Consider the following 24,137-nt stretch of genomic DNA (forward strand, 5'->3'; position numbering starts at 1 on the left):
CAGAATTGCTGTCCAGCTTATCAATATCTTTCATCCATGGTCTAATCGTTGTGTCTACGACTTCGAGGCTTGTCCCTCTCCGCCTTCTACCCTGAATAATAACCCCTTCTCATGGTAGCAATTCACGGCGGTGTTGTCATTATAAAAATGCACATTCCGTGTGATTTATGCGTTATGTTTTGAACAAAAGTTCATAGTGTGTATTGACGCTGTTAGCCCCAGGTTCACGAGTCACCGCTGCCTGTCTTATACGGCATGCCGATCTGCAGTCTGGACATAGCTTCTTCCTTCTCACGGCTCGTAATATGTGTGTATACAGTGGTCGTCTGGATCGAGGAATGGCCCAGCAGCTCCTGCACCGTGCGCAGATCCGCTCCCTTACGCAGCAGCATGGTGGCAAAGGAGTGCCGCAGCTTGTGGCTGGAGTACGGCCGGCGCTGGGACAAAGGCACTTCACTCTGGAAGCGGCTGAATGTATCTGCAGCAATCCCTTGGATGCCGCGGATGGAGAGCCGGCGGCCTTTTTGCGAGATGAACATCGCCTCCTCCTTGCTGTGCCAAGGATTAAGACGGTCCTTCAGCGCCTCGTCAAGATACGGGGCAATATCCTCAGGAACCGGGACATTGCGCCATTTGCGTCCTTTGCCGAAGACACGCAGTGAACGTCTCTCTACATTATAATCACTCTGATTCAGCGTATGTACTTCTCCTACCCGCAGACCCATATACGACATCAGCAAAAAAACAGCCAGATTGCGGCTTCTGTATTTGCCGTCTACCGCTGACAGAAACCGCTGCAGGTCTTGTTCATCCAGATAGACCGGCTCACGGTTTTTTTCAGTCTTGGACTTCTTGATTCCGGCGGCCGGGTTGATATTCAGCAGCTCCAGCTCCGTCAGTGCCTTGAAGAGGCAGCTTATTGAGGCATGCTTGCGGTTACGTGTCGCATCACTTACCCCGCGTTCCCGCACAGAAGTCAGATAGGAGACAACCTGCAGTTTTTTGACAGTACCCAGCTCCCGCCCATTCAGACTGCCCAGAAATTCCCGTGCATCAGCAAGATAGGATTTCTGGGTATATGCTGTGTAGCCGGCGTCCTTCATCCAGATCAGAAAGGCATCCAGCTCTTCTTCATATTCAAGCTCCGGCTCATTCATGCCCTGTGCTCCTCCTCTTCCCTCCACATTACAGCATGCTTCTGTACCGTTCCAAGAAACTCACTTAACGCCGGGGATTTCCACTTTTTGCTGTGATAGGCAATTTGGGTTGCCACCCGCTGGGAATCATCATTCCAGTTCAGCCGGCCCAGCTTGCCTTCCGCTAATTCCCTGCGGACCGTAATCATCGGCAGGAATGAGATACCGAGTCCTGCCATTACGCATTGCTTGATCGCTTCAATGCTCCAGAACTCCAGATTCGGATCTGGGAACACTCCATGGCTGTTCAGATGGCGCTCAAATAAGGTACGATAGGTGCAGCCTGTTTCCGTATGCAGAATCGTTACATTTTTAAGATGCAGCGGTTCTACTTCTTCCAATTCCAGCAGCGGGTGATCCAGTGGAGCGACCAGCGTCATCGCTTCATGGATCAGCGTGTCACAGTACATCTCCTTATACTCCGTCTCCGGTTGGAGAAGAAAGGCCAGATCAAGCTCTCCTGAGCGGACGAATTCCGTCAGCTCCCAGCAGGCTCCCGGCTTCAGCGTAATCTGCACCTGCGGATGCCGGCTGCGGAATTCCTTAATAATCCCCGGGAGGCGGAAGGCCGCCAAAGATTCAGGTGCACCAATCCGCAGCGAACCGGATATTTCCGTCTCCGACCGCAGAGCGTTCTCGGCCATCGTGTGCATCTTGGAGATTTCCTGGGCATACGGCAGGAGGCGGCGGCCGGCATCGGTGAGAATGATCTTTTTGCTGATCCGGTCAAACAGGGGCTGCTCCAGTTCTGCCTCCAGCGCCTGAATCTGTGCGGTAATGCTGGACTGGGCGTAATCAAGCTTCTGGGCTGCGCGGGTAAAGCTGCCGGTCTCAACTACAACGAGAAAGGTGAACAGATGCTTAGACTCCATAGTACCTCCTTCAACCTATCGGTTATTCGAATGGATTCCATTCGATAATTCCGTTTTTCCAATGGATCTATTATCTGATACTCTATATTTAAATACAAGGAAAGCGGGACTATTTATATGAAGGAAAATAAATCATTACAACGGAATATCGGGATGCCGCAGGCTATTGCCCTGTACATAGGAGCCGTCCTCGGCTCAGGTGTGTTAATCGTACCCGGACTGGCAGCGGAGATGGCTGGTCCCGCTTCGCTGCTGGCCTGGGGATTCATGACCCTGTTGATTCTCCCGCTTGCGCTGTCCATGGGTCTGCTCTCGGCCAAATTCCCTAATGCCGGCGGGGTATCCCATTTCGTCACCCTGGCCTTCGGCCCGAAGGCAGGCGCACTGGTTGGCTGGTTCTTCCTCATGTCCGTGCCGATTGGCGGTCCTGTCGCTGCACTGACCGGAGCGGGCTATATGACAGCCGCCATGGGCTGGGGCGATCCGGCCAGAATTGCCATCGCTGCAGGAATGCTGGCCATTGGCCTGATTGTCAACTGGATCGGCATGAAGGTTGCCGGTAAAGTGCAGATCGCCGTGGTTATCGCGATTGTTGCCGTACTGGTCTTCTCTTTTGCTGCGGCTCTGCCAAGAATGGAGAGTATTCACTTCACCCCATTTGTTCCGCATGGCTGGATGAGCGTTGGGCAGGCGGCAGCGATTCTCTTCTGGTGCTTCATCGGCTGGGAGGCCGTTTCACATCTGTCTGAAGAATTCAAGGACCCGCAGCGCGCTGCGGTCAAGGGTGTCACCATCGCTGCGGTCATTGTCGGAGTCCTCTATTTCCTCTCGGCACTCGCTACAGTCGGTACGCAGAGCTATCTGCGCGGAGGTGCCGACTCTTCACTGGTCTGGATCATCAGCCAGCCGCTTGGAGCCTGGGGCGGATTCATTGCCGGACTCACCGGACTTTTCATCTGTACGGCGACGATCATCGCCTATTCAAGCGCTGCATCACGCGTAGCTTATGCCTTGTCACGGCAGAGCTATGCCCCGAAATGGATGGGCCGCTTATCAGACCGCTATCAGACACCTGTGGGAGCGATCGGCTTCCTGACCCTCTGCTTCACAGCAGTATTATCGCTCTACGGCAGCGGCCTGCTCTCGATTACGACACTGATTAAATTTCCCAATGCCACCTTCATCCTCACCTATATTGGCGGTTGTGCTGCAGGAATCCGCCTCTTGCGTGGCAGCCGGGCAGGCGTAACGATCAGCTGGATTTCTTTTGCCGCTACGTTAGCCGTGTTTCCGTTTACAGGCTGGGCGATCATGTATCCACTGCTGATTACACTGTTGTTTGTTCTGGTGGATTATTTAAGACAGGGACGTAAACGTGCAGGAAATATTCCTGTAGCCAGTGATGCTGAAAAGATTTCCCGGCGCGCATTATAAGGGCGCTTATAAGAAACAGGCTGCACTCCTCCTTATTTGAGGATGCAGCCTGTTTATCTATATATAAGCGGCGGAGTTTCCAGCCCTTGACCAGAGCTTCCGTTCGCTTTACGTTTCAGAAAAGTGTCAGATGGTTATGGATGAAGGAGAGCCTGACCTAAATTAGATCTAAGAAGGAGACTGTAAACCATGCCAGAAGACAAGAAGATTGTTCTCGAACCTGCAGCCCAGAAATTCGCTGATGACAACTCCGAGCCTCCCTTTCTGCCCGACCTTGGGCCTGAGAAAGGCCGCGAAACGGTAAATACAGTCCAATCCAGTGAAATATTCAAGCCCGAAGCCGAAATCCAGGATCTGACGGTATCCGGCGGACCTGGTGGTGAGGTGAAGGTACGAATTGTCCGTCCTATCGGCTCCGCTTCTACTTCTCTCCCGGTCATACTCTATATTCATGGAGCCGGCTGGGTATTCGGCAACAGCCATACGCATGACCGCTTAATCCGCGAGCTGGCCGTCGGTGCCGAAGCTGCCGTCGTTTTCCCGGAGTACAGCCTCTCTCCCGAAGCCAAATACCCTACAGCCATTGAAGAAATCTACGCTGTACTGGAATGGATTGCCCAAGAAGGCTCCACTTACGGGCTGGATGCGTCCAAGCTTAGCGTTGCCGGAGACAGCGTTGGCGGCAATATGACTGCGGCCATCACACTTATGGCCAAGGAACGCAGCGGTCCGGCAATCTCCAAGCAGCTGCTGTTCTATCCGGTGACCGATGCTGCCTTTGATACAGAATCATATCACCTGTTCGCCGAAGGATATTTCCTGCAGCGCACCGGCATGAAATGGTTCTGGGATCAGTATACCACTGATCCGGAGGAGCGGGCACAGATTACCGCGTCCCCGCTGCGGGCCAGCCTGGAGCAGCTGAGCGGTCTGCCGGAAGCCTTAATCATCACCGGCGAAGCAGATGTGCTGCGGGATGAGGGCGAAGCCTACGCCGCCAAACTCCGCGAAGCAGGAGTGCCGGTTACGGCAGTGCGGTTCCAGGGCATCATCCACGACTTCGTGATGCTTAACGCCCTGGCAGAGACCCATGCCAAAAAAGGGGCCCTGCTGCTGGCAACGGCCTGGCTCAAGCAATAAAGATTACGTTAAAATACGAAATCACATAATGAAAACAGCGGCAGCCATGGATGATATACATCCGGAGCTGCCGCTGTTTTATTGAATTAGACTGGTTCCTGCTGGTCTAATTATGGAGATAAACGCGCTACTTCCGCTGGGAATAGAACTCCGCCGCTTTGACCAGCATGTCCTTCAGTGAGCTGAAGGAGGTAGTTTTCGTGACATGCTCGTTCAGCTGATCCTGCGGCAGCGATTTCAGCTCCTCTGCTGATCCTGCAGAGAACCCGCCACTCTGTAACAGCTCGGTCAGTGACTCGAACGGTGTGAACTTTTGCAGAAAAGAACCCGACAACAGTTGATCCAGCGGCAGCTTCTCCAGCAATTGATCGACAGGCAGCTGGTCTAGCGGAAGCTTTTGCAGCAGCTCACCGACTCCGCCGTCTTTGAATGTATCCACTAATCCTTGTATTTTATCGCCAAAGCCTCCGAAATTGAATCCCATAAAGGCAACCTCCTGATAACTGTAGTTGCTCCTTATTACCCTAAATACCACTCAGCGAATTACCTAGTTAACATAATGTATGTTATGTTACGTTATTGTTATGATTGTAGTTATGGTTATGGTTATCGTTGTGGCTTTACCTCCGGTTACAATATTGTCTTCCTTATTTTAGCAACCAATCCTTGCTCCCGGCGTCTTACTATTTAGAACAAGACACATCAAGGAGATGACTCAGATGCCGCCAATGAAATCCATCCTCACCAGCATACTCGCCCTTTCCCTGCTCTCATCCGTCACCGCTCTCTCTTCAGCAGAACTTTTGCCGGGTACTGTATACGCTGCTTCCGCGAACAATGCAGTCATTGAGGTCTCCAAAGACAAGCTGCTGCCGCTGAAGTGGCAAGTAGCCACGGATGGCATGGGCATGTATGACAGCAAGCCGCCTATTATGAACGGAATTCTCTACTACTCAGACATCAACAATACGCTTTACGCCAAAAATATAGCCTCCGGCAAAGTTCAGTGGTCCTATAAACAAGGGGCGCATCCGCAAATCGTCACGAATAACTCCGTATTCTTCATCGACAATCAGGAACAGCTCGTCAAAGTGTCCGCTGCAACCGGAAAGCTGATCTGGAAGGTTAAGGTGTCGGAGCGGCCTATAGAGATTGGAGCACAGGCCCGCCTGATTAACGGAAAAATCTATTTTGCCAATGAGTACGGCGTTGTCGCGGCCTATAAACCGGTTACCGGAAAGAAAGTATGGGAGAATAAGAATATTCCTATGTATGCGGGGACCATTTATGGAGAATATTCAGGTGTGTTCGTCGTTTCCAGCACGGTCGATAACATCCGCACCCAATTCTACGGCCTTGATCCGGCTACCGGGAAGCGGCTGTGGAGAATTGAGGGGTTATATAGTTATGTAACTTATCAGAATGGACAACTATTACTCCGTGAGCAGGCAAAGACTGCAGCGGGGAATACTGCAACGGCCGTGCCGGGTTACCAGCTGACTCTGGTACAACTGAATCCCGCTACAGGCAAGATTTCCGGCCGGGAAAACTATAATCTGCTGGACGACATCTCCAGATTGGGGAGTGCCGCTACCTCCATCCAGAACTCTTATGTTTATACGGCAGACGGCAATCTCGACCAGGATGGATATACTCTTACGCGCTTTAAGCGTGGAGCGGATACCGATACGGCCCCCACAAGCTATGCTAGCTTCGGCAACTGGCTGGCCGGTCCCGCGAACGGAATGGCCTTCTTCCAGCATGAGACACAGATTAGCGGAATCAATATTGCGAACGGCAATGTCGTTGCGTTCGATCATCCGGCAGACAAGGTGGAGCACCTGCAGCACGTTGGCAAGGCTGTATTCGCCATTTACAAGAATAGCTATATCTCGATCAACCATTCCGATACCGGCGCACTGCTGGGGATGATCAACAGCGGTTCAAAGTATCCATACTTCGGCAATATAACCATCGATCATGGAACCGCGCTGATTCCTACTGAACACCATTTCTTAGCCGTTGCCCTGCCACAAGAATATCAGTAACATACGCGAAGTTTAAACGTTCGTACGCAGAAACTCCCCTATCCTCCGGGCGGCTTCCAGAAGCCGCTCTTCATCCTCAACCAGCGCTATTCTGACGAAACCCTCTCCCTGACTGCCAAAAGCACTTCCGGGAATCACCGCTACCCCGGTCTTCAGTAACAGTTCATGGGCGAAGCTCTGTGATCTTCCCGCTTCACCGTTCACCCCATAGGTCTCCGGCAGCCTTGCCCAGATAAACATCGTTGCTTCCGGCAATGGCACACTCCAGCCTTCATGTGCCAAGGCTTCCACAAACACATTCCTGCGGCATTCATACAGCGCAGCCACTCCCTGCTCCGGTCCGGAAGTCATCGCCTGCTCCAGCGCTGCGACTGCCGCTTCCTGGATGGGATCGAAGACACCGTAATCCACATTGCTCTTCAGCTCCCGCAGCGCTCCGACGGCCTGAGCATTGCCCGTCATGAAGCCGATGCGGCAGCCGGCCATATTGAAGCTTTTGGAGAAGGAATGAAATTCAACGGCCGTATCCAGCGCTCCGGGGATCTGAAGGATACTGACGGGCCGGTAGCCATCGAAGCCCATCTCCGAATAGGCCAGGTCATGAATGATCAGCACATCCCATTTATGAGCAAGCTCCACTAACCGCTCCATATAAGCTAGATCTACCGTGACAGATATCGGGTTGCCGGGAAAGCTGAGTAATATAAATACCGCTTCACGCCATACCTCATCAGGGATGCTCTCCAGATCGGGCCGGAACGCATTCTCTTCCAGCAGCGGCAGCGGCCAGGCTCTAACGCCGGCTATAGCCAGTGATCCTGAATAGATCGGATAGCCGGGGTCCGGCACAATCGCCAGATCCCCAGGATTGCAGACCGCAAGTGCGAGATGTGCCAGTCCGTCCTGCGAACCCATCAGGGCTACGATTTCTTCATTGGGGTCCACTTCAGCGTCGAAACGCCATTTCATCCATTTGGCCGCCTGCTTGCGGAACGCATCGCTTCCTTTGGAAGCCGGATACGAATAACTGTCCTCCCGCAGCACTGCTTCGCTTAAGGCATGACGGATTTCAGGCAGAGGAGCCCGGTCCGGACTGCCAATCCCTAGATCAATGACCTCCAGTCCAGACTTTCGTGCTTCCGCCTTCCAAGCGGCCACCTCAGCAAAAATTGATGACCCCAGATGAGACAGCTTGTCCGATCTCCATTTATGTTTCGGGCTGCTATGTGCCAATACAATACCTCCAGCATTTGTTTTCCAATTATTATAGCATGCGTTCAGAGTGCAGAAACCATGAAAGCCTGAGCAAATTTCGCGAATGGGATTATATTGCATTAATATATTATTTTTCTATTAAATTGACTCTATTTGAGCTGATCACTAGTGCCTGAATTCATATAAAAGTCCCTCAGAACTGAAACAGCGTATAATTTATGTTATACGCTGTTTTTTCGGGGCATATTTCGGCCAATTTAGCCCCTTTTTCAACGGACGCCCTTTCCCTTCAAATGATTTTAGCTCCGGCCGAACCGTAAGTTCCCTCTGGGCATATGATAGGGGTATACATTACAAAGGTGGGACGTATCATGGCCAAAAACAAGCGCGGCAAAGCACTCTGGCGCACTCCTTCCAGAGCAAGAGGCACCTGTCCGATCTGCGGGAGCACCCGTATTAAGCTATTGTATTTCGGAAAAGGTCCTGCGGGCGAGAAGCTCACCGTCTGCAAGAAATGTGACGGCAAGCAGCAGGCAGCGGTCTGAGCTAATCCCGGCTTCTCCTGCACAAAGAAACGGCTTGCTTGTCCCCTAGGGGAAGCAGCCGTTTCTTCAAGTAAACCCTCTCTCCTGTTCCAGCTTAAGCAGAGACTCATTGCAGCTCATGCTGCGGTACCCAGTTCTGAATTCCGTTATCCTCGAGTATGCCGAGCGTCACATCCGAAATATGCGGGTCTGCAAGCAGCTTGTCCCTTACCTTGAACTTAATGTCATCGGCATCGGCGAGCGTCATTCCCCGTTTCAGCTCGATAAGTCCTTCGACGTGATAATAACGCCCTTCCTGCAGAATCCGCATCTGATAAATATCCGTCACCCACGGGTCATCAAAAATAATCTTCGCCACCCGCTCCTCAATCTCCGGCGGTGCAGCCACACCGATCAACCCGACCATGTTGTCGTAGCCTACACGGAAGGCCACCCCGATCATCATGAAGGCAATCAGAATACTGCTCACACCATCCAGCAGCTTGAAATTGGTAAAAGCGGTAACCAGAATGGCAATCATGGCGAGCAGGCCGCCGCTTGTTGCGACCAGATCCTCATAGTAGACAAGCCGGGTAGGCGGGGCGGCTCTTTTCACATTTTTGAGGGAAGCCGTGAACTTGCCCAGCCCTTTGGCCTCAACCCGTGATTCATGCAGCACCTCATTCATCGCCTTAACCCAGACGAATCCGTCTGCCGCGATCGACAGCACAAGTACCAGCACATTGATCCAGTAGCCTTGCGAATCCGTAGCCGGATGCTTCAGCAGATGGAAACCTTCATGCATTGTCTCGTACGCCATGATGGTCACGACAATTACGGCCACCATACAGAATAGGTTAATCACCCGGCCGAAACCGTCCGGGAAGCGGCGTGTCGGTCTTTTCTCAGCCAGCACACTGCCTGTAAATACAAACATCTGATTCACAGCGTCGGCAATCGAATGCATCATTGTGGCAAACATTGAACCGCTGCCTGTCAGTGCAAAAGCGATTCCCTTAACGATGGCAATCCCTGTATTGCCGATAGCAGCCGAGCCTGAGGATTTATTGCCCTTCTTGATTAAGCTTCTTATGCTTTCGTTTGTCTGCTCCATTATCCGGCAGCCTCCTTAAGCTCATATACCGAAATCCGGCAGACGCCTCCGCAGCTGATTTCGTACGGCTCCCGCCGTGGTCTATGTATCTATTTACCCCATGCGGCAATTTTCTATCAGCTGCGGTGAGTTGGAGGTTGAATTACTGGAATCCCGATTTAACCCATAGCTTCGAAATATCCAGAAATCCGAAAGAGCCGGTCTGCAGTCCGAACAGGTTTTGGCTAAGCTGCGCTTTTTTGTTCATATGGCAGCCATAGAGCACCCAGCAGTTGTCGCGCAATTGGTCTTCTGCCAGATCCAGCAGCTCCGCCCGCTTTTCAGCAGGCAGTCGGGAGAAATGCTCCAGTACCCGCTGCAGCGCCAGTTTCTGACGATCCAGCAGCAGATCATGCAGATAGTTCGACTCATTGCGGAAATAATTGATCATCCCCCACTGCCAGTCATCCTCCAGCACCTCTTCGGCAATCAGCAAGTCAGCATAGCCCATGATATCTGCGAGATCGTATTCGGTCAAAGGATGCAGCTGGAGCTTAAGTCCGATCCTCCCGCCGCGTTCCTGCAGCCATATAGCCTCCTCCTGATCCTCCTTCCGGCTCCGGTAGGCAATCGTCAGCACTTCTCCACCGTAGCCGCCAGCCTGAAGCAGCGCTTTTGCTTCCTCAAGCAATGGCTCTCTGAACTCCTGCTGATTACTCTTCCAGGGTAAAAAGCTGTCCGCCGGCATAATCCGGTTGCCCCCGAGCTCCCGGATCATGGCCGGCTGATTGTACAATATCCGTAACGCTTGCCGTACAGCCTGCTGATGGTGAAGTCCTTCTCTTCTAAAGTTAAACAGGATATAGCGGCAGCCCAAGGCCGGGTAATCAATGCTATGGCCCTGCTCTTCCCCGGCAGGAAGCGGGTTGTGCCCGGCATCCGTAAGCTGATACTGGCGGACACTCGATCCCAAATGCGGTAAATACCAGATTTCTACCCGGTCCAGCAGTGGGCGGATTCCGTAATAGAGGTCGTATGCACCGAGCACCAGTACATCCTCATTCAGATCCAGTACCTGATATGGCCCCGTCCCTACCGGATTAGCGGCGAAATCCACATCATAAGGCAGAATAGACATATAGATTGAACTGAACAGATGCAGAAAAAAGGTATTGGGCTGCACGAGGTCAAACCGGATTCGATAATCACTTTCCAGCTCGACATGACAGATATCCTTAAAATGGCTGATCGCCGGACTATTCAGATCGGTCAGACGCTGCAAGGTCTCTTTGACATCCCGTGAAGTCATCCCCCGTCCGTGGTGAAACCTTACCCCCTTACGCAAATAGAACAGGTAACTTGTACTGTCCGGATTGGCCTCCCAAGTATGCGCCAGCCCAGGCAGAAAGCTGCCATTCTCTGCATCATAGGTAATTAATGTACTGCAAATATGCCCCAGCAAATAGGTTTCAAAAGCTGTGTACACCATCGCCGGGTCCAGCTTCTCCATCGGGCGGTTACGGGAAATCCGCAGCACCTCCTGCCCGGATGTGGAGTCCGGCTCACTCCAGAAGCCCATTTGTTTGTCGAGTACTGCCAGCAGGCGTTCCTTAAGCGGCTCGTTCACCTGATATTGGCCAATTAACTCGATCGCCGGTTTAATCCGGCCTTTATGGACCATGTCCTGAAACTTCTCCTCCAGCACCTCGTCCACACTGCGCAGGAACGTCAGCTGCGAATAATTCCCTCTGCCTCTGCCGGGTATCCATGTGATCAATTGCTGTTCTTCGAGCTTCCGCAGAATAAACTTTACATTGCGCGGCGTGCAGCACAGGATGCCGGTTAGTTGCTCAATAGTGACCGGAATGGGCTGCTGTATACTGAAAGCCGGGTCTAAAGCCGCGGTCAAACAGAGATAATTCATGCTGCTATTGTCCATATATCCAGGCTCCTTTAAAGGTGAAAAGTCACATGAAATCCTTACACTTTTATTTCATCCTTTTATCTATACAATTATACTTAATACAGCATCAAGAAGCATTCGCCAAATTCAAATCACCCGATTAGGAGACATCTGATTCTATGAAACAGCATCTGCGGCACATTCATCCTCTGGCTTGGACCATTATCATCGGAACGATGTTTGGCCGGCTGGTCACCTCCATGAGTATCCCTTTTCTATCGATTTACCTGACACAAGTCCTGGGCGCTACTGCCACCCAAACAGGATTTACGGTAGCCGTCAGCTCTCTGGCAGGTGTTCTGATCAGCTTCTACGGCGGTTACATATCTGACGTGATCGGCCGCAAAATCGTTATGCTGGTCTCCGTTTTCGGCTGGGCCTGCGTATTCTTCGGCTTCTCAGCCGCGCAGCATTTATGGGTCTTTTTCCTCGTCAATACGCTAAATGGGCTATGCCGTGCAGTATTCGAACCGACCTCGCGGGCTTTACTCTCGGATATTACACCTCCGGATCACAAGCTGCTGGTCTTCAATCTGCGGTATGCAGCGGTCAATCTGGGTGTGGTATTCGGGCCGATCATTGGCCTGCAGCTGGGCTCAGCCAAATCCACATTCCCGTTCATGATCGCCGGGATCGTCTATATCGCCTATGGACTTGTACTGTTCCTGCAATTCTCTGTACACCGTGCCAGCCTGCCGGTTCATGGCGAAGCCCGTACACCGAAGCTGCTTGAAGCGCTGTCCACCACCGGAAGGGATAAGGTCTTCCTGCCCGTTCTGCTCGGTACGATCTTCTGCGTGCTGGGATATGGGCACTTCAGTTCAACACTGGCGCAATATCTGGCGAACAACCCCCATTTCAGTAATGGCAAACAGCTCTTCTCCTACATGCTGTCTCTGAATGCGGTAACGGTGCTGATTGTGCAGTATCCGATCGTCCGTACAGCCAGCAAATTCCCGCCGGTCATTCCTCTGATCCTGGGTAATAGCTGCGTTGCTCTCAGTCTGCTGCTGTTTGGCATGCCTGGCGGAGTCGCGCTGATTATGTTCAGTGTCGTGCTGTTCACAGTCGGGGAAGTCCTGCTCTTCACGATGATGGATATGCTGATAGACCGGATTGCCCATCCGGAGTGGAAAGGTACTTATTTCGGCACCATCGGCTTCAATAACCTTGGCAATGTAATGGCGCCTATTCTGGGAGGCCTGCTGCTCGATCAATTCGGTACGGCGAATGGTCCGGCCGTATTCGTGCCGCTGGCTTTGACTACCGCGCTGGGTCTGCCTTTCCTGATTACGGCGCACAAAAGGCTCCGGAGCAGAGAGCTTGCCGAAGCTGGCAATAAGGCTAACATAAGTGCCTAAGACATGACTAATCCCCAGACCCCGCTGAGAAGCTTAGGTCTGGGGATTATTTTGACTACCTGTCTCTATAACACTAACATGCTACCATAAATTCACTCGCGAACTATTGCTTAACAACCACTCACTATTAATAAGTTAACATAATATTAATTATGTTACCATTTCACAACAATATCAATCTCAACAATACATTTTATCCCATATACGAACCTGACTGCCAATGTATTTTCGAAGCTCTGCCGGTTCCATAATTTCAGCTTGGACGAGCAAGGGCAGCACCTTCTCACACGCAGTCTCATAGTCGTACATATTCGCAGTGATGATCTGGAATTCCCCCTCTGGTTCCGTATTCATAACTTCTAACCTCTTACTAATCCCATGATTATGCACTGGCGTGCGGATGACTACGGGGTAGATTTCCCGTGCTTTGCTGGCATTAATGAAGGCAAGCTCTCCTTCCTTCCAGTATTCCTGCAGGGAGAAGTGTTCAGGGATAGTATAGGTTCCCTCTATTAACGACACCGCGGCAAACCGCTCGCATTTAAACGTACGAACAGCCTCCGCGCCCTCGCAATAAGCGGCCAGATACCATTCGCCCTGCTTGACAACAAGTCCATAGGGATGCAGCTTCCGGCAGGAGAGATCTCCATTCATTTTGCGGTACTTCGTCTCAATCCGTCTGCCTCGCCACACCGCAGTGCGCAGTGCCTCCAGATATGGCACTGCCGCCCGATCACTCCACCACGGTGTATCATCGAACAGAAAACGGCTCTGCGCGGTACGGATATCCTCCTGGTAAGGAGCGGGCAAGCTTGCTTCGAGCTTCAGCAGAGCATTTTGGAGCAGAATACCGGTCTCGCCCGAACCGCCTGCTGGCATCCCCATCCCTGTCAAAAACAGCTGAACCACCTCTTCGCCATGCAGCCGCCGCAGATTCACCGTATAGCCCTCCATCAATGAAATTCCGCCGTTCGGCCCGGTTGTGGTAACGAGAGGAATGCCCGATTCAGCCAGGACATCAATATCTCTGTAAATGGAGCGGACGGACGTTTCGAGGGCCTCTGCCAGAGCAGCTGCCTTCATCCTGCCCCTGGATTCAACCAATAAAAGAATTGCAATCAAGCGGTGCAGCCGCATCATATCCCTCCTTTTTCTACATTTCAAAGACGCATCATTTCACAACTCTATTCTTGCCACTCTGTTGTCAACAATAGGACGTTATGATGAATGTATCAAATCTAAGGAGCTGCTGTAAATGAATATTGGCATATTGGGAACAGGTTTTGGAGCATATCATGCATCGATCTTGAAGCAACTGGAGTCTACAGACCGTGTGGTCGTCTTCGGACGAAATGAAGCCAAGCTGCTGAAGCTGAAGGAAGAGCTTGGGGTAGAGATCACATTGTCTATAGAAGATATAATGTCTGATCCCGGGTTGGATGTAATAGATATCTGTCTGCCTTCTGCGCTTCATAAGACTTATGCTGTGGAGGCACTGAGACGCGGGAAGCATGTATTTTGCGAAACGCCGGTTGCCCTGGAGCCGGAAGATGCACGGGAGATGCTCTTGGCTGAACAGCAATACGGCCGGAGAATTCTGGTCAATCAATTCATCAAATTCGATTATGCCTATGAGTACTTATATAAGGCAGTTCAAGAGCTTACATACGGCAAATTGCTGCAAGTCACCTTGCGCCGGGAAACGGCACCGCTATGGGGGGACCTGGGCCTCTCCAAGATCGCAGCTAATCTGATGATTCATGATCTGGATTTCATCGAATGGCTGCTGGATTCACCTGCACCTTCTGCGGTCTGGGGTACCTCTGGAGCTAAAGACGGTGAAGCATTGGTGCATGCTTCCTTCCTTCAATCTGAGGTGAGCGCACAGCTGATTGTCTCTTCTCAGATGCCGGAGTCTTATCCTTTTACCGTCGGTTATGAAGCTTATTTCGATCAGGCGAAGCTGGTGTTCCACGAGGTCGGTTATGCGAACGGGGATATAGAGGCCAGCTTAACCGCATATACGTCTATAGGCAAAGAGAGTATTCCATTGCCTCCTAACAATCCTTATGAAAAAAGCTTACGCCATGCACTCCAATGTCTGCAGGACGGTACGGACTCCATCCTTTCTCTGCAGCATGCGCTGAGGTCACTGGAAATGGCATCAAAATTGACGGAAGAGCTCCGTTAATTAATCGCAATAAATACTGTTTATTTCTGTAGCTGGTTGTGGTAATATCATCCTTTTTCTATCTATTTTTGGATAGGTACATATTTAATTTGCAGGCGAGTGAGGTAGCTAAGTGGAGTAATTGGGGAAGGCTTTCCTATTATGAATTTTTCATATGTTGAAATAGTATAATATATAAGGGGACGGTCTGTTATTTTTAGAGATAAATACAGTTTGTTAGTTAACATAATTATATTTATGTTACCCTAAATAGAGTTGAATGCTATATCTTCCCAAAATCAATGCAGCGGCAGCTCTTTGCACAGGATCAATTCCCTTAGCTGCCGCTCTTTTACAGAAACTGTATCATTCCAGCCCCTGCCGTTTGCTTGTAGCCAATCTAACTCACTGTCATTGCACGCGCGAATCCTTCGAGCTTATTCATCGATAATCCAGCTCCATTCCCTTTCCCCTTGACCATCCGCAGAACCCATTTGTCCAGTGCTGAAATTCTCTCCGGATAAATCTCATCGCCCAGGATTTCCTTGGCAAGTGCCTTCTTGTACAGAACCTCCGGATAAGCTTGCTGAAGCTCCTGCTCCGCTTTCTCCCCTGTCATCCCTGCACAGATGAACAACCCGAGCCGCTTACCCGACAGCTCCTGTACGTTTTTGGAAGTGAATGCCGCCATTTCTTTACGGATTGTACCGTAGTAGATGGAACCGCCCAGAATCACCGTGTCATAGGCAGCCAGCGCCGGCACTTTGGCATACTTTAGATTCACAGCCTCAGCCTCTCCAAGCCTCGATTTCAACAGAAATGCCGCTTTCTCGGTACATCCATACTTGCCTGCATATAAAATCAGTGTTCTATTACTCATATTATCCGCCGCTCCTTATCTATGGTAAATGGGTTTGAAGACTATCCCGGTTCCTGTACATTGCTTAATACAAGGTATAAACAAACAATAGCACCTAAATTAAACGCAGGAAACGCTATCAGCTCTACTGTAGATACACTTACTCCCGCCCTCAGCATCCCAATGATCATGGCAGTGATGGAGGTTAGCAGGGCCGCAGCTTTTACTATGACTACAGAAGCAAGCAGATAACCATAAGGCCGTCTGCGAATGAGCAGTACCCCGGTAATTGAAGATAGCGGAACAACAATGGCTAAATCGAGTGCCTGAATCACCAATGTGCTGTAATGCTCCAATCCTTCAGGTGCTATCCCTTGGCGATAAGAACCAGCGAGCCTGCCCAGCCATAACAACATGATCATTAATGAGGTGAAAAGCAGGAATACACCTATGCTTTGTGCCGGTAAACTTGGTCTAAAGAAACGTTCTACCTTCTCCTTCTCTAATGACAGCAGAGTCAGAATAAATGCAAATAAGCTGGATGAGAACAATATTACATAGATTAGAAACAGGTTATTGTACATAGACAGGAAGCTGTAAGACGCATAAGTATACGTAAAATATCCCAAGGCTCCAGCTAACAGCAGCCGCCCTCTGACCCGCCCTCTGAAGCTCATAACCAGTGAAACGAGCAGCAAGGGAACCCCCAGTACCAGTGTAACTCCATCCTGGGCTTTGGCCTGGGCAACGACGGAAATTGAATCATTTTTATAGATTCCACTACCATATAATTCGACCTTCTCACCCCGGATTGAGGTAAAGGATTCAGAACTCCCTCTCTCCCCCGGTCCGTGACCTGACAGTAATCCGTACCCCGACGCGGCTATCGCAAGGATAATAATTAATCCCGTTAAAATGCCAACTGACCGTCTATACCCCATCGCCTTCTACCCCTTAGCCGAATAATCGTAAAAACTCATTCCCGACTCCCTGCAATAAGCAGCATTGCCTCGATATGCCGGGCAATCAGCGCCTCCTTCTGCTCCTCCGGCAGATTCTTCTCGACGCTCAGCCTCATGATCAGTCCAAATGCCGCACTCCAGATCACTTGGGCAGTAAGTTCAATTCCCTCCTCTTTGCGGGCTGCCATCCCTCTGAATTGGCGTAGAGTCCTGCAGAGCATGCTGATCGCATTACGCTCCAGTGCAGCCCCTTTATGCAGTACTGCAGTATGGTTAAGTACAGCAGGCGAATCATTAAGCATCACATTCCGGTACTGTGATCCTTCCGCGGTGGTCATCCGGATAAACTGTGACAGCGACTGGCTTAAGTTATCCTCAGCCGATACTTCACTCCGCACAGTGTCTGATCCGGCTGTTAGTCCGCCCATCAACTCCCTGTACCCCTGCTGAAGCAGCTGCTCCACTATATCCTCCTTTCCCTGAAAATAGTGATAAATGATTCCGGCGGAATACTCCATCCGTTCAGCGATCTTGCGGATAGACAACTGCCCAATCCCCTTCTCGGCCACTAGTTCACCGGCCGTTGTCAGAATCAAATTGCGCATCGCTTCCCGTTCCTGCTCTTGTCTCTCTTCTTTACTCATGATTATAAGACTCCTTTAACAAGGCGTTATTTAATTTAACACTGTAATGTTTTTAAACACTGTTCAATACAGATTATATGCACCGGGATACCTTAAAAGATGTGACTATTTTTACATTTTGAGAAATTCCCCAATTGCATGTGCAGAAAAAGCCTGGGACAGCCCCCGGAGGGCATCCCAAGCTTTGCTTTAAGTTCACTTTTATGTTCTCTTTTTAAGTTCTCTTTTCACTTCAATTCCGCTTTAGCTGACCAAACGCAGCAGTTAGTTAACATAATCATAGTTATGTTAACTAACTACTGCTGTCTTGCGTTTTTTCTCCCGGAAGATCAATTTAAACAACGGCGGAACCGCAAAAAAGATGAAAAACGTCCGGAATAACTGATAGCCCGCCACCGTTGGCAAATACGCCCCTACCTCATGCGCGATCAGACTCATCTGATCCATCCCTCCGGGAGCAAGACTGAGAAACGCAGTTGCTGATGATACCGAATCCAGATAAGCGAACAGCAGACTCAGGCCATACGCCCCTGCTATCAGCACTGCCCCGCTGCCTACAGCCAGCGATAGTGTCAGCAGTTTATTGTTCAGCTTACGCGGATCGAGCAGCAGTCCGACATATACCCCAATCATCAGCTGCGCGGCATTGATCAGAGCATCCGGAAGCGCGGGACCCTGAAGACCGCTGATCTGCAGAATTGCCGTAATAATAGCCGGACCGAGGAGATAGGCGGTGGGAAATTTAATCTTTTGGCCTACAATTCCGCATACCGTACAAGCGACGCCAAAATAAAAGATATTCGGGAATAGCCCTCCCCACCCGGCCGCAGATTCAACCAGAAGAGGTGTATTCTCTCCCCCGCCAGCGTGGCTGGCAAACAAGGGACTGTAGATCAGCAGCGGCACACAGATAATAATCATCATCAGCCGGACCACCTGAATGACGGTTACAACCGTAAGATTGATATCCTCCGACTCTTCGGCCAGCACCAGCATCTGGGTTAAGCCGCCGGGGATACTTCCAAGCAGGATAGTCTTGTAGTTGGTTCCCGACACCTTAGATACAATCACCGCAATTCCGGCGCAGAACAGCAGCAGAAGCGTAGTCATAAGCAGCATAGAGGGCAGCTGATAAGCTATTTGATTCAGTGCAGAACCGGTCAACGAGAGACCAATCGTATAGCCGACGATAATCATCCCGGTGTTCCGTATTTGTCCGGGCCAGATATATACTTGCTTACGCAGATTGGAACCGGTCAGCACAGCGATCATTGGGCCGAGCAGCCAAGGCAGCGGGAGATGCAGCAGCATAAAGATGCCCCCGCCAGCCAACGCGGTAATCAGGGTCATCAGAACATATAGCGGTTTACGCCGGGTCACAGATAGGGTTGACATCAACAATCCTCTTTTCCAGCCCATTCAGCTTGGTTCATATTGGAGAGTATAGATGTGATTCAGTCCGGCAAGGGTCTCACCAGTAATCACCAGCTCTTCTACAACGTTAACAGGCCTGCCTGCAGCCTGCAAGAACTTATCCGCTTTGGCAAAATAAAACCGGCCGAGCAGTCCCAGCGCTTTGGTGCTGTAATGCATAGGAATGGCAACCGCCGGCTGCAGCTGCTTCACCACTGCCGCTGCTCCAGTACCATCCAGCGTCATTCTTCCGCCGACAGGAATCATCAACACATCAACCTCCCCTATCTGCTCCACTTGCTCCGGGGTCAGAATATGGCCGAGGTCACCGGCATGACAAATCCGCAGTCCGTCGACGGTGAAGACAAAGACCGTATTACTGCCTTTTTTGGCCCCTTCAACATTATCATGATAAGTGGGCACCCCATGAATCTCCACTCCTTTTACACTGAAATGCCCTGGGTTATTAATTAGTTCGTAGTCGCCTTCAGCGATATGAACCTGATTGTGATCCTTATGATCATGGGTGACTGCCAGTATATCCGCCCTAACCCGGGGCATCCGGTAGCCTAGGAATTTCCCGTACGGATCAATCAGAATTACCGTCCCCTGCTCAGATGTTAGCTGAAATGCGGAGTGTCCAAACCAGTGTATTCTCATTTAATCTCCTCCATAATTGAATAGTGCTATTAAATTGTGCATTTATTTGCACATTTTAAATCAAAAAAAGCATGTGTTTGGAGAACGGCCACGGAATCTCAGCCGTCACTCCACCAAATCAGCAACCGTATAGGATTTCAGCACATGCTCAACCTGGAACCGGATATCCGTCATAATCTGATCGAAGGACTGGCGGACCTTCTGTCCAAACAAATGATTGCCGGTAGTGTCCAGCATGCCGTCCAGCATAGGTACATCATCATGCATGGACAGGTATACCTCTGCCAGGGTAATATCTCCGGGTTGTTTAGCCAGCATATAGCCTCCGCCCCGGCCTTGACGTACCTCAATATAACCGGCTTCAGTAAGCCGGGACAGGATCTTGCGCAGCGCTGTCGGCTCGCAGCGGATCTGTTCAGCAATCTCCCTGCTTGAGTACTGTTCCGGAGATGAAGCGAGCACGACTAACGCCTGCAATCCATAACCAAATCGTTTGAGCTCTGCCATGGGAAGTAGTAACTCCTTCACTGCTACTAATATGTGCAAATCATAGCACACTTAATATCTGCATACAACCTTATTAACCGGCTAATCAATACTAGCTATCTTCCATTCACCTTGCTTGTTTTTGAGCAGAGAGATCTCATTAGCTCCATCAACAATATATCCCTCTGAAGTCATCCGGGTATAGCTGACGATGAAGGCAGCCCGTTTGGCCCCTTCCATAGGAATGCCCCGGACGGTCAATTCGGAGAAATGATAGACATTCTTTTGATCCAGAAAAAACTGCAGAGCTTCATTAAGCTGCGGTGAGTATAGAGTAGAGTCGAATTTCTCCTTATCCCCTGCCGCCCAGGCTTCAAGACAGTCCATCGTTTCCTGCAGCGCCTGCTTTTTCCCGGGATCACTTCCTACATCCGGCGCTGTTAAGAACACACCCGGAGTGATGGGCGGTTGCTTCTTCATATATTCAACAGCTCTAAGCATATCAATGAACACAGGAAGCAAAGTTGTACGTTGTTCATCCTGTATATGGATTTCCGCCCTGTAAGCCTGATCTTTCGCCGTGAATTTGAATGCTTCGGCCGTCTGGCTTGCTTTTACTTTGCTTCCGAGGTATTCCTTATATTTCAGCAGCACCAGATCATTGCCTGGCCCAAATTCTCCATCACCAGCTGCCGTATCCGCTCCATCAAGTTTAATTAAAGTAATATAATTCTGTTTATCCGGTGTGCCCCAGGCAGTCCTTCCGTCCTGTTCAAACCGCACCATCGTTTCAGGCATGAACAGCCCCAAAGGCAAAATCTGATCTGCCGAGAATGAAGCTTGTACAACCTCTCCCTTAATTACATATCCTCTGCCGCTCTCGGTATAATCCAGCACTGCCGGAATCAGCGCGACTGATTTGACCACAGGCGGTTCTGTTTGGATTACTGCCGGGGTAGCAGGGGCTGGAGAAGGAGTAACGGATACTGCAGCTGTTGCAGCTGTCGTTGCGGACGGCTGTGCCATCCCCCCGGCACCGGAGGAATTAATCTCTGCCCCGTTGCCGCAGCCTGTGCTGAGCGCTAATACCATTGTAATGCAGCCCGCTCCGAGCACACTTTTACACATGGACATTTGTGATCACCTCATTTACCAGACGCTGGAAGCGCCTTAAAGTTGCGCGCCATTCTGGGAATTGTATGTGATGAACCAGTGAATTCATCCATGTTAAGGCATTCCGCATTTATTTCTTAATCCTATTAGTATTTAATGTGCTGAAGTATTGGCTGGGGTTGCCTTGCCGGGAGTTGAACCTCTCCTGGAACTCCCCTCCTGTATAGGAACCGATCACCCGGTGCCAGAAGTTACGCGCAGGCGTATTCGCACGGATCTGCGAGACCTTCCAGTCGCCGGGGAACATATCGAACAGCCGGTGTGCAGCCCAGGTTCCTACGCCGCTGCGGCGGTATTTCTGCATCACAAAAAACTCCGTCATATAGAACTGTCCCTCCGGATCACGCAGTAGCCGGTCTACAAGCGCAAAGCCGGCAATATTGCCGTCTACCGTGAATAAGTAGGCAAACTTGTTTAGACCGCTGTTCCAGTAGGCCTCCAGCCCGGGATAAGACGGAAACAATCCATCACGGTCCACCTGCAGCTCCAGGTACCGCGTAAAATCATACAAATAGAACTGCATTAATCTGCTTATAATCTGCTTCTGCTCTTTAGGAACCAGCTCGATTCCAAGTTCCATCAGGTTCACCTCTGCCGTTTTCGTTTACTTCACATCATATAACTTTGTTACATCAGGAGCAAGGGCACTGCCTTTCCCGGAAGCAGATTCAAGCCATAAAATGCTAAAAACATGTTAAGATAGAATGACAGCCCTATCGGGCTTCCGGCAAACTATAAAGAAGGTGATTCCTATCAGTATTCAAAAAAACACCGACCGGAAAAACCTCGACCAGCGTCTGCCGCAGATGCCCTGGTTCGTGCAGCAGTTCATCGATTATAAGCGTCCGGATCTGTCCCCCTCCACTCTGCTGGAGTATATCCGTGATTATGAATCCTTTTTCGGCTGGCTGCGCGGTGAAGGTCTATCCGCAGCTGCGAGCAATACTGAAATTACGCTGCTCGATCTGGAGACCCTGCATATGGACAGCATCGTCGGCTACCGCCTGCATCTGACTACCCGGGCTGAGAGTGCCAACACACGCGTTACAGTGTCCCGCAAGCTGTCTGCACTGCGCTCCCTTTTCCACTACTTAAGCCAGATTGCGGAGGATGAGAACTTTTATCCGCTGCTTAAACGTAATATTATGGCCAAGGTGGAGATCAAACGGATTCACAAACCGAAGGATACGGCCGCCAAGCTGAAGGGCAAAATTCTGGAGGATGAGGAGCTGCTGGAATTCGTAGGCTACATCTACGAGGGTTATGGCAAGGATGTAGAAGCCAACAAGCAGGCTTATTATTCTTTTCAGCTGAACCGTGAGCGGGATGCCTGTATTGCCAGTCTGATTCTGAACTCCGGCCTGCGCGTATCCGAGGTAGTCAATCTCAATGTGGATGATCTGGATGTGAACAACAAGCTGCTCTATGTCTTCCGCAAGGGTCATAATGACGAAACCTTCAAGACCCCGGTCTATTTCCGCGAGCAGGCCAAGGACGATCTCAGCTTGTACCTCAGCCTCCGCCAGTCCAGATACAAGACTCCGAAACGGGAAAAAGCGCTCTTCATCACCCTGCCAAATGGCAGCACTGAGGGCAAACGGATGACCAAGCGGGCGATTCAAGAAATGATTATCAAATACGCCAAGCGGTTTGGCAAACCTTATCTGACCGTACACAAGCTGCGGCACTCCTTCGCAACCGACTATTATCTGCAAAATGATATTTACAGGACGAAGGAACAGCTCGGACATGCTTCAACTGAAACCACCGAAATCTATGCCCATCTCACGGACAAAACAATGTCAGAAGCTATTGAGCGCCGTCTGGAGAGTGAATCCCCCCAATAGTCTGACATTTGCGGAATGCTCAGGGCAGAGTCTCATTAATTATGTGGAGGTATTATTCCTTTGATTGAAAATTATTTAAATTGGACTGAAACTCAGGACACTGGACTGCATGAGCTGCATTCTGACTGCCTGAACTGCTTTGGCCTCTGCTGCGCGGCGCTTCCTTTTGCCGCTTCCTCCGACTTCGCAATAGATAAGAATGCAGGACAGCCCTGCCCCAATCTGCGGGAGGACTTCCGCTGCGGAATTCACACGGAACTGCGGGAGAAGGGCTTCCGGGGCTGCACAGTGTATGACTGCTTCGGAGCCGGGCAGAAGGTCTCCAATCTGACCTATGGAGGCCGTGACTGGCGGCAGGCCCCTGAAACCGCCGGGCAGATGTTCGAGGTCTTCCTGGTGATGCGCCAGCTTCATGAGCTGCTATGGTATCTGCGGGAGGCGATAGCATTCCCCGGCGCTGATATTCTGCATGATTCTCTTATGCTGATGATAGAACGAACCTTGAACCTGACTACACTCAGCCCAGAAGAACTCCTGACGCTAGATGTGCCAGTTCAGCGCGCTGAAGTCAACGAACTGCTGCTGCGCGCCAGCGAATTGGCACGCAATGCCGCGCGGGCGCAGCTGACACCGGCTCCCAAGCGGCAGAAAAACTACGGCCGCGGGGCAGATCTGATCGGCGCCAAGCTGCGTAAGGCCGATCTCCGCTGTGTCAGCTTACGCGGTGCATATCTCATCGCCGCTGACCTCAGCGGTGCAGATCTGCGGCATGCCGACCTGATCGGCGCTGACCTTCGCGACACGAATCTGAGCGGCGCCGATCTGCGGGACAGCCTCTTCCTTACCCAAGCGCAGCTGCAAGCTGCTAAGGGAGATTCGGCTACCAAGCTACCGGGATCGCTTACGCATCCTGAGCACTGGTAAGCAGACAAAGGTTGAGACTAAGTTAGGCTGCTCTGCTGTTTTATATAGCAACAGGTGACTAGTTACTGGCGTATTTGTGTGTTGATTGAGGTTTTCAGACTGTCTGCTCCATATCTTCGGATACAAGCGCGTTTGTACACCTGATTCTCCCTT

Annotated in this window: 23 protein-coding genes; 8 read left to right on the forward strand and 15 right to left on the reverse strand. The window is 50.9% G+C overall.

Annotated features, from left to right (window positions below):
* Nucleotides 1–224: 224 nt before the first annotated feature.
* Together P40081_RS19370 and P40081_RS19375 are read right to left on the reverse strand one after the other, a co-directional pair.
* Complete coding sequence (locus P40081_RS19370; protein ID WP_042137755.1) at nt 225–1,157, reverse strand: tyrosine-type recombinase/integrase; 933 nt, start codon at nt 1,155–1,157, stop codon at nt 225–227.
* Nucleotides 1,154–2,068, reverse strand: coding sequence for a LysR family transcriptional regulator (locus P40081_RS19375; RefSeq protein ID WP_042137757.1), 915 nt, complete (start codon nt 2,066–2,068; stop codon nt 1,154–1,156). The genes P40081_RS19370 and P40081_RS19375 overlap by 4 nt, the downstream gene beginning before the upstream one ends.
* A 117-nt stretch (nt 2,069–2,185) precedes the next feature.
* Here P40081_RS19375 and P40081_RS19380 point away from each other — a divergent pair, with 117 nt between their 5' ends.
* Complete coding sequence (locus P40081_RS19380; RefSeq protein WP_042137759.1) at nt 2,186–3,502, forward strand: APC family permease; 1,317 nt, start codon at nt 2,186–2,188, stop codon at nt 3,500–3,502.
* A gap of 189 nt (nt 3,503–3,691) precedes the next feature.
* The gene (locus P40081_RS19385) at nt 3,692–4,642 is read left to right on the forward strand and encodes an alpha/beta hydrolase (protein ID WP_042137761.1); all 951 of its coding nucleotides are present in this window, start codon (nt 3,692–3,694) and stop codon (nt 4,640–4,642) included.
* 127 nt (nt 4,643–4,769) lie between these two features.
* Here the strand turns inward: P40081_RS19385 and P40081_RS19390 are convergent, their stop codons facing one another.
* A complete protein-coding gene (locus P40081_RS19390; protein WP_052421907.1) occupies nt 4,770–5,126 on the reverse strand; it encodes a hypothetical protein in 357 nt (118 codons plus the stop codon).
* Between the two features lie 235 nt (nt 5,127–5,361).
* On the opposite strand from P40081_RS19390, the gene P40081_RS19395 reads away from it, so the two are divergent.
* The gene (locus tag P40081_RS19395; RefSeq protein ID WP_042137763.1) at nt 5,362–6,690 is read left to right on the forward strand and encodes an outer membrane protein assembly factor BamB family protein; all 1,329 of its coding nucleotides are present in this window, start codon (nt 5,362–5,364) and stop codon (nt 6,688–6,690) included.
* A 12-nt stretch (nt 6,691–6,702) separates the two neighbouring features.
* Here the strand turns inward: P40081_RS19395 and P40081_RS19400 are convergent, their stop codons facing one another.
* Nucleotides 6,703–7,923: an aminotransferase class I/II-fold pyridoxal phosphate-dependent enzyme gene (locus P40081_RS19400; RefSeq protein WP_042137764.1), complete on the reverse strand. Its 1,221-nt coding sequence runs from the start codon at nt 7,921–7,923 to the stop codon at nt 6,703–6,705.
* 353 nt (nt 7,924–8,276) lie between these two features.
* On the opposite strand from P40081_RS19400, the gene P40081_RS39045 reads away from it, so the two are divergent.
* Nucleotides 8,277–8,450 (forward strand): hypothetical protein, encoded by a 174-nt coding sequence (locus tag P40081_RS39045; protein WP_179093450.1) that lies wholly within the window; start codon nt 8,277–8,279, stop codon nt 8,448–8,450.
* Nucleotides 8,451–8,556: 106 nt separating this feature from the next.
* On the opposite strand, the gene P40081_RS19405 is transcribed toward P40081_RS39045, so the two are convergent.
* Together P40081_RS19405 and P40081_RS19410 are read right to left on the reverse strand one after the other, a co-directional pair.
* Nucleotides 8,557–9,543 carry a cation diffusion facilitator family transporter gene (locus P40081_RS19405; protein WP_042137768.1) on the reverse strand — a complete coding sequence of 329 codons (987 nt, stop codon included), beginning with the start codon at nt 9,541–9,543 and terminating at the stop codon, nt 8,557–8,559.
* 142 nt (nt 9,544–9,685) lie between these two features.
* Nucleotides 9,686–11,461: an ABC transporter substrate-binding protein gene (locus tag P40081_RS19410; protein WP_052421908.1), complete on the reverse strand. Its 1,776-nt coding sequence runs from the start codon at nt 11,459–11,461 to the stop codon at nt 9,686–9,688.
* A gap of 143 nt (nt 11,462–11,604) precedes the next feature.
* Here P40081_RS19410 and P40081_RS19415 point away from each other — a divergent pair, with 143 nt between their 5' ends.
* On the forward strand, nt 11,605–12,846 hold the full coding sequence (locus P40081_RS19415) for an MDR family MFS transporter (RefSeq protein ID WP_042137770.1): 1,242 nt from the start codon (nt 11,605–11,607) through the stop codon (nt 12,844–12,846).
* Nucleotides 12,847–13,026: 180 nt separating this feature from the next.
* On the opposite strand, the gene P40081_RS19420 is transcribed toward P40081_RS19415, so the two are convergent.
* Entirely contained in the window at nt 13,027–13,986 is a 960-nt protein-coding gene (locus tag P40081_RS19420; RefSeq protein WP_331281673.1) for a helix-turn-helix transcriptional regulator, read from the reverse strand.
* A 115-nt stretch (nt 13,987–14,101) separates the two neighbouring features.
* On the opposite strand from P40081_RS19420, the gene P40081_RS19425 reads away from it, so the two are divergent.
* Nucleotides 14,102–15,037, forward strand: coding sequence for a Gfo/Idh/MocA family protein (locus P40081_RS19425; RefSeq protein WP_042137774.1), 936 nt, complete (start codon nt 14,102–14,104; stop codon nt 15,035–15,037).
* A gap of 379 nt (nt 15,038–15,416) precedes the next feature.
* On the opposite strand, the gene P40081_RS19430 is transcribed toward P40081_RS19425, so the two are convergent.
* The 8 genes from P40081_RS19430 to P40081_RS19465 all read right to left on the reverse strand — a co-directional run bounded on the left by P40081_RS19430 (nt 15,417) and on the right by P40081_RS19465 (nt 21,793).
* Nucleotides 15,417–15,896, reverse strand: a complete 480-nt coding sequence (locus P40081_RS19430; protein WP_042137779.1) for a flavodoxin domain-containing protein — start codon at nt 15,894–15,896, stop codon at nt 15,417–15,419.
* A gap of 41 nt (nt 15,897–15,937) precedes the next feature.
* Nucleotides 15,938–16,816 carry a hypothetical protein gene (locus P40081_RS19435; RefSeq protein ID WP_052421909.1) on the reverse strand — a complete coding sequence of 293 codons (879 nt, stop codon included), beginning with the start codon at nt 16,814–16,816 and terminating at the stop codon, nt 15,938–15,940.
* A gap of 35 nt (nt 16,817–16,851) precedes the next feature.
* Entirely contained in the window at nt 16,852–17,481 is a 630-nt protein-coding gene (locus tag P40081_RS19440; RefSeq protein ID WP_042137781.1) for a TetR/AcrR family transcriptional regulator, read from the reverse strand.
* A 288-nt stretch (nt 17,482–17,769) separates the two neighbouring features.
* Nucleotides 17,770–18,876, reverse strand: coding sequence for an AbrB family transcriptional regulator (locus tag P40081_RS19445; protein WP_042137783.1), 1,107 nt, complete (start codon nt 18,874–18,876; stop codon nt 17,770–17,772).
* A gap of 24 nt (nt 18,877–18,900) precedes the next feature.
* Entirely contained in the window at nt 18,901–19,554 is a 654-nt protein-coding gene (locus tag P40081_RS19450) for an MBL fold metallo-hydrolase (protein WP_042137785.1), read from the reverse strand.
* A gap of 105 nt (nt 19,555–19,659) precedes the next feature.
* Nucleotides 19,660–20,061, reverse strand: a complete 402-nt coding sequence (locus tag P40081_RS19455) for an RrF2 family transcriptional regulator (protein ID WP_042137786.1) — start codon at nt 20,059–20,061, stop codon at nt 19,660–19,662.
* Between the two features lie 81 nt (nt 20,062–20,142).
* Complete coding sequence (locus P40081_RS19460) at nt 20,143–21,174, reverse strand: hypothetical protein (RefSeq protein ID WP_042137787.1); 1,032 nt, start codon at nt 21,172–21,174, stop codon at nt 20,143–20,145.
* Nucleotides 21,175–21,283: 109 nt separating this feature from the next.
* The gene (locus P40081_RS19465) at nt 21,284–21,793 is read right to left on the reverse strand and encodes a GNAT family N-acetyltransferase (protein WP_039299018.1); all 510 of its coding nucleotides are present in this window, start codon (nt 21,791–21,793) and stop codon (nt 21,284–21,286) included.
* Between the two features lie 172 nt (nt 21,794–21,965).
* Here P40081_RS19465 and xerS point away from each other — a divergent pair, with 172 nt between their 5' ends.
* Together xerS and P40081_RS19475 are read left to right on the forward strand one after the other, a co-directional pair.
* Nucleotides 21,966–23,060: a tyrosine recombinase XerS gene (gene xerS / locus P40081_RS19470; RefSeq protein WP_042141249.1), complete on the forward strand. Its 1,095-nt coding sequence runs from the start codon at nt 21,966–21,968 to the stop codon at nt 23,058–23,060.
* 63 nt (nt 23,061–23,123) lie between these two features.
* Nucleotides 23,124–23,984: a pentapeptide repeat-containing protein gene (locus P40081_RS19475; protein WP_042141250.1), complete on the forward strand. Its 861-nt coding sequence runs from the start codon at nt 23,124–23,126 to the stop codon at nt 23,982–23,984.
* The last annotated feature ends 153 nt before the right edge of the window (nt 23,985–24,137 follow it).

It is taken from the genome of Paenibacillus sp. FSL P4-0081, from assembly GCF_000758565.1.
Classification (GTDB): Bacteria; Bacillota; Bacilli; order Paenibacillales; family Paenibacillaceae; genus Paenibacillus_AQ; species Paenibacillus_AQ phytohabitans.

Coding starts and splice junctions, on each gene's coding strand:
- P40081_RS19370 (WP_042137755.1), bottom strand. CDS start 1,157: ATGAATGAGCCGGAGCTTGAATATGAAGAAGAGCTGGATGCCTTTCTG.
- P40081_RS19375 (WP_042137757.1), bottom strand. CDS start 2,068: ATGGAGTCTAAGCATCTGTTCACCTTTCTCGTTGTAGTTGAGACCGGC.
- P40081_RS19380 (WP_042137759.1), top strand. CDS start 2,186: ATGAAGGAAAATAAATCATTACAACGGAATATCGGGATGCCGCAGGCT.
- P40081_RS19385 (WP_042137761.1), top strand. CDS start 3,692: ATGCCAGAAGACAAGAAGATTGTTCTCGAACCTGCAGCCCAGAAATTC.
- P40081_RS19390 (WP_052421907.1), bottom strand. CDS start 5,126: ATGGGATTCAATTTCGGAGGCTTTGGCGATAAAATACAAGGATTAGTG.
- P40081_RS19395 (WP_042137763.1), top strand. CDS start 5,362: ATGCCGCCAATGAAATCCATCCTCACCAGCATACTCGCCCTTTCCCTG.
- P40081_RS39045 (WP_179093450.1), top strand. CDS start 8,277: ATGGCCAAAAACAAGCGCGGCAAAGCACTCTGGCGCACTCCTTCCAGA.
- P40081_RS19405 (WP_042137768.1), bottom strand. CDS start 9,543: ATGGAGCAGACAAACGAAAGCATAAGAAGCTTAATCAAGAAGGGCAAT.
- P40081_RS19410 (WP_052421908.1), bottom strand. CDS start 11,461: ATGGACAATAGCAGCATGAATTATCTCTGTTTGACCGCGGCTTTAGAC.
- P40081_RS19415 (WP_042137770.1), top strand. CDS start 11,605: ATGAAACAGCATCTGCGGCACATTCATCCTCTGGCTTGGACCATTATC.
- P40081_RS19420 (WP_331281673.1), bottom strand. CDS start 13,986: ATGATGCGGCTGCACCGCTTGATTGCAATTCTTTTATTGGTTGAATCC.
- P40081_RS19425 (WP_042137774.1), top strand. CDS start 14,102: ATGAATATTGGCATATTGGGAACAGGTTTTGGAGCATATCATGCATCG.
- P40081_RS19430 (WP_042137779.1), bottom strand. CDS start 15,896: ATGAGTAATAGAACACTGATTTTATATGCAGGCAAGTATGGATGTACC.
- P40081_RS19435 (WP_052421909.1), bottom strand. CDS start 16,816: ATGGGGTATAGACGGTCAGTTGGCATTTTAACGGGATTAATTATTATC.
- P40081_RS19440 (WP_042137781.1), bottom strand. CDS start 17,481: ATGAGTAAAGAAGAGAGACAAGAGCAGGAACGGGAAGCGATGCGCAAT.
- P40081_RS19445 (WP_042137783.1), bottom strand. CDS start 18,876: ATGTCAACCCTATCTGTGACCCGGCGTAAACCGCTATATGTTCTGATG.
- P40081_RS19450 (WP_042137785.1), bottom strand. CDS start 19,554: ATGAGAATACACTGGTTTGGACACTCCGCATTTCAGCTAACATCTGAG.
- P40081_RS19455 (WP_042137786.1), bottom strand. CDS start 20,061: ATGGCAGAGCTCAAACGATTTGGTTATGGATTGCAGGCGTTAGTCGTG.
- P40081_RS19460 (WP_042137787.1), bottom strand. CDS start 21,174: ATGTCCATGTGTAAAAGTGTGCTCGGAGCGGGCTGCATTACAATGGTA.
- P40081_RS19465 (WP_039299018.1), bottom strand. CDS start 21,793: ATGGAACTTGGAATCGAGCTGGTTCCTAAAGAGCAGAAGCAGATTATA.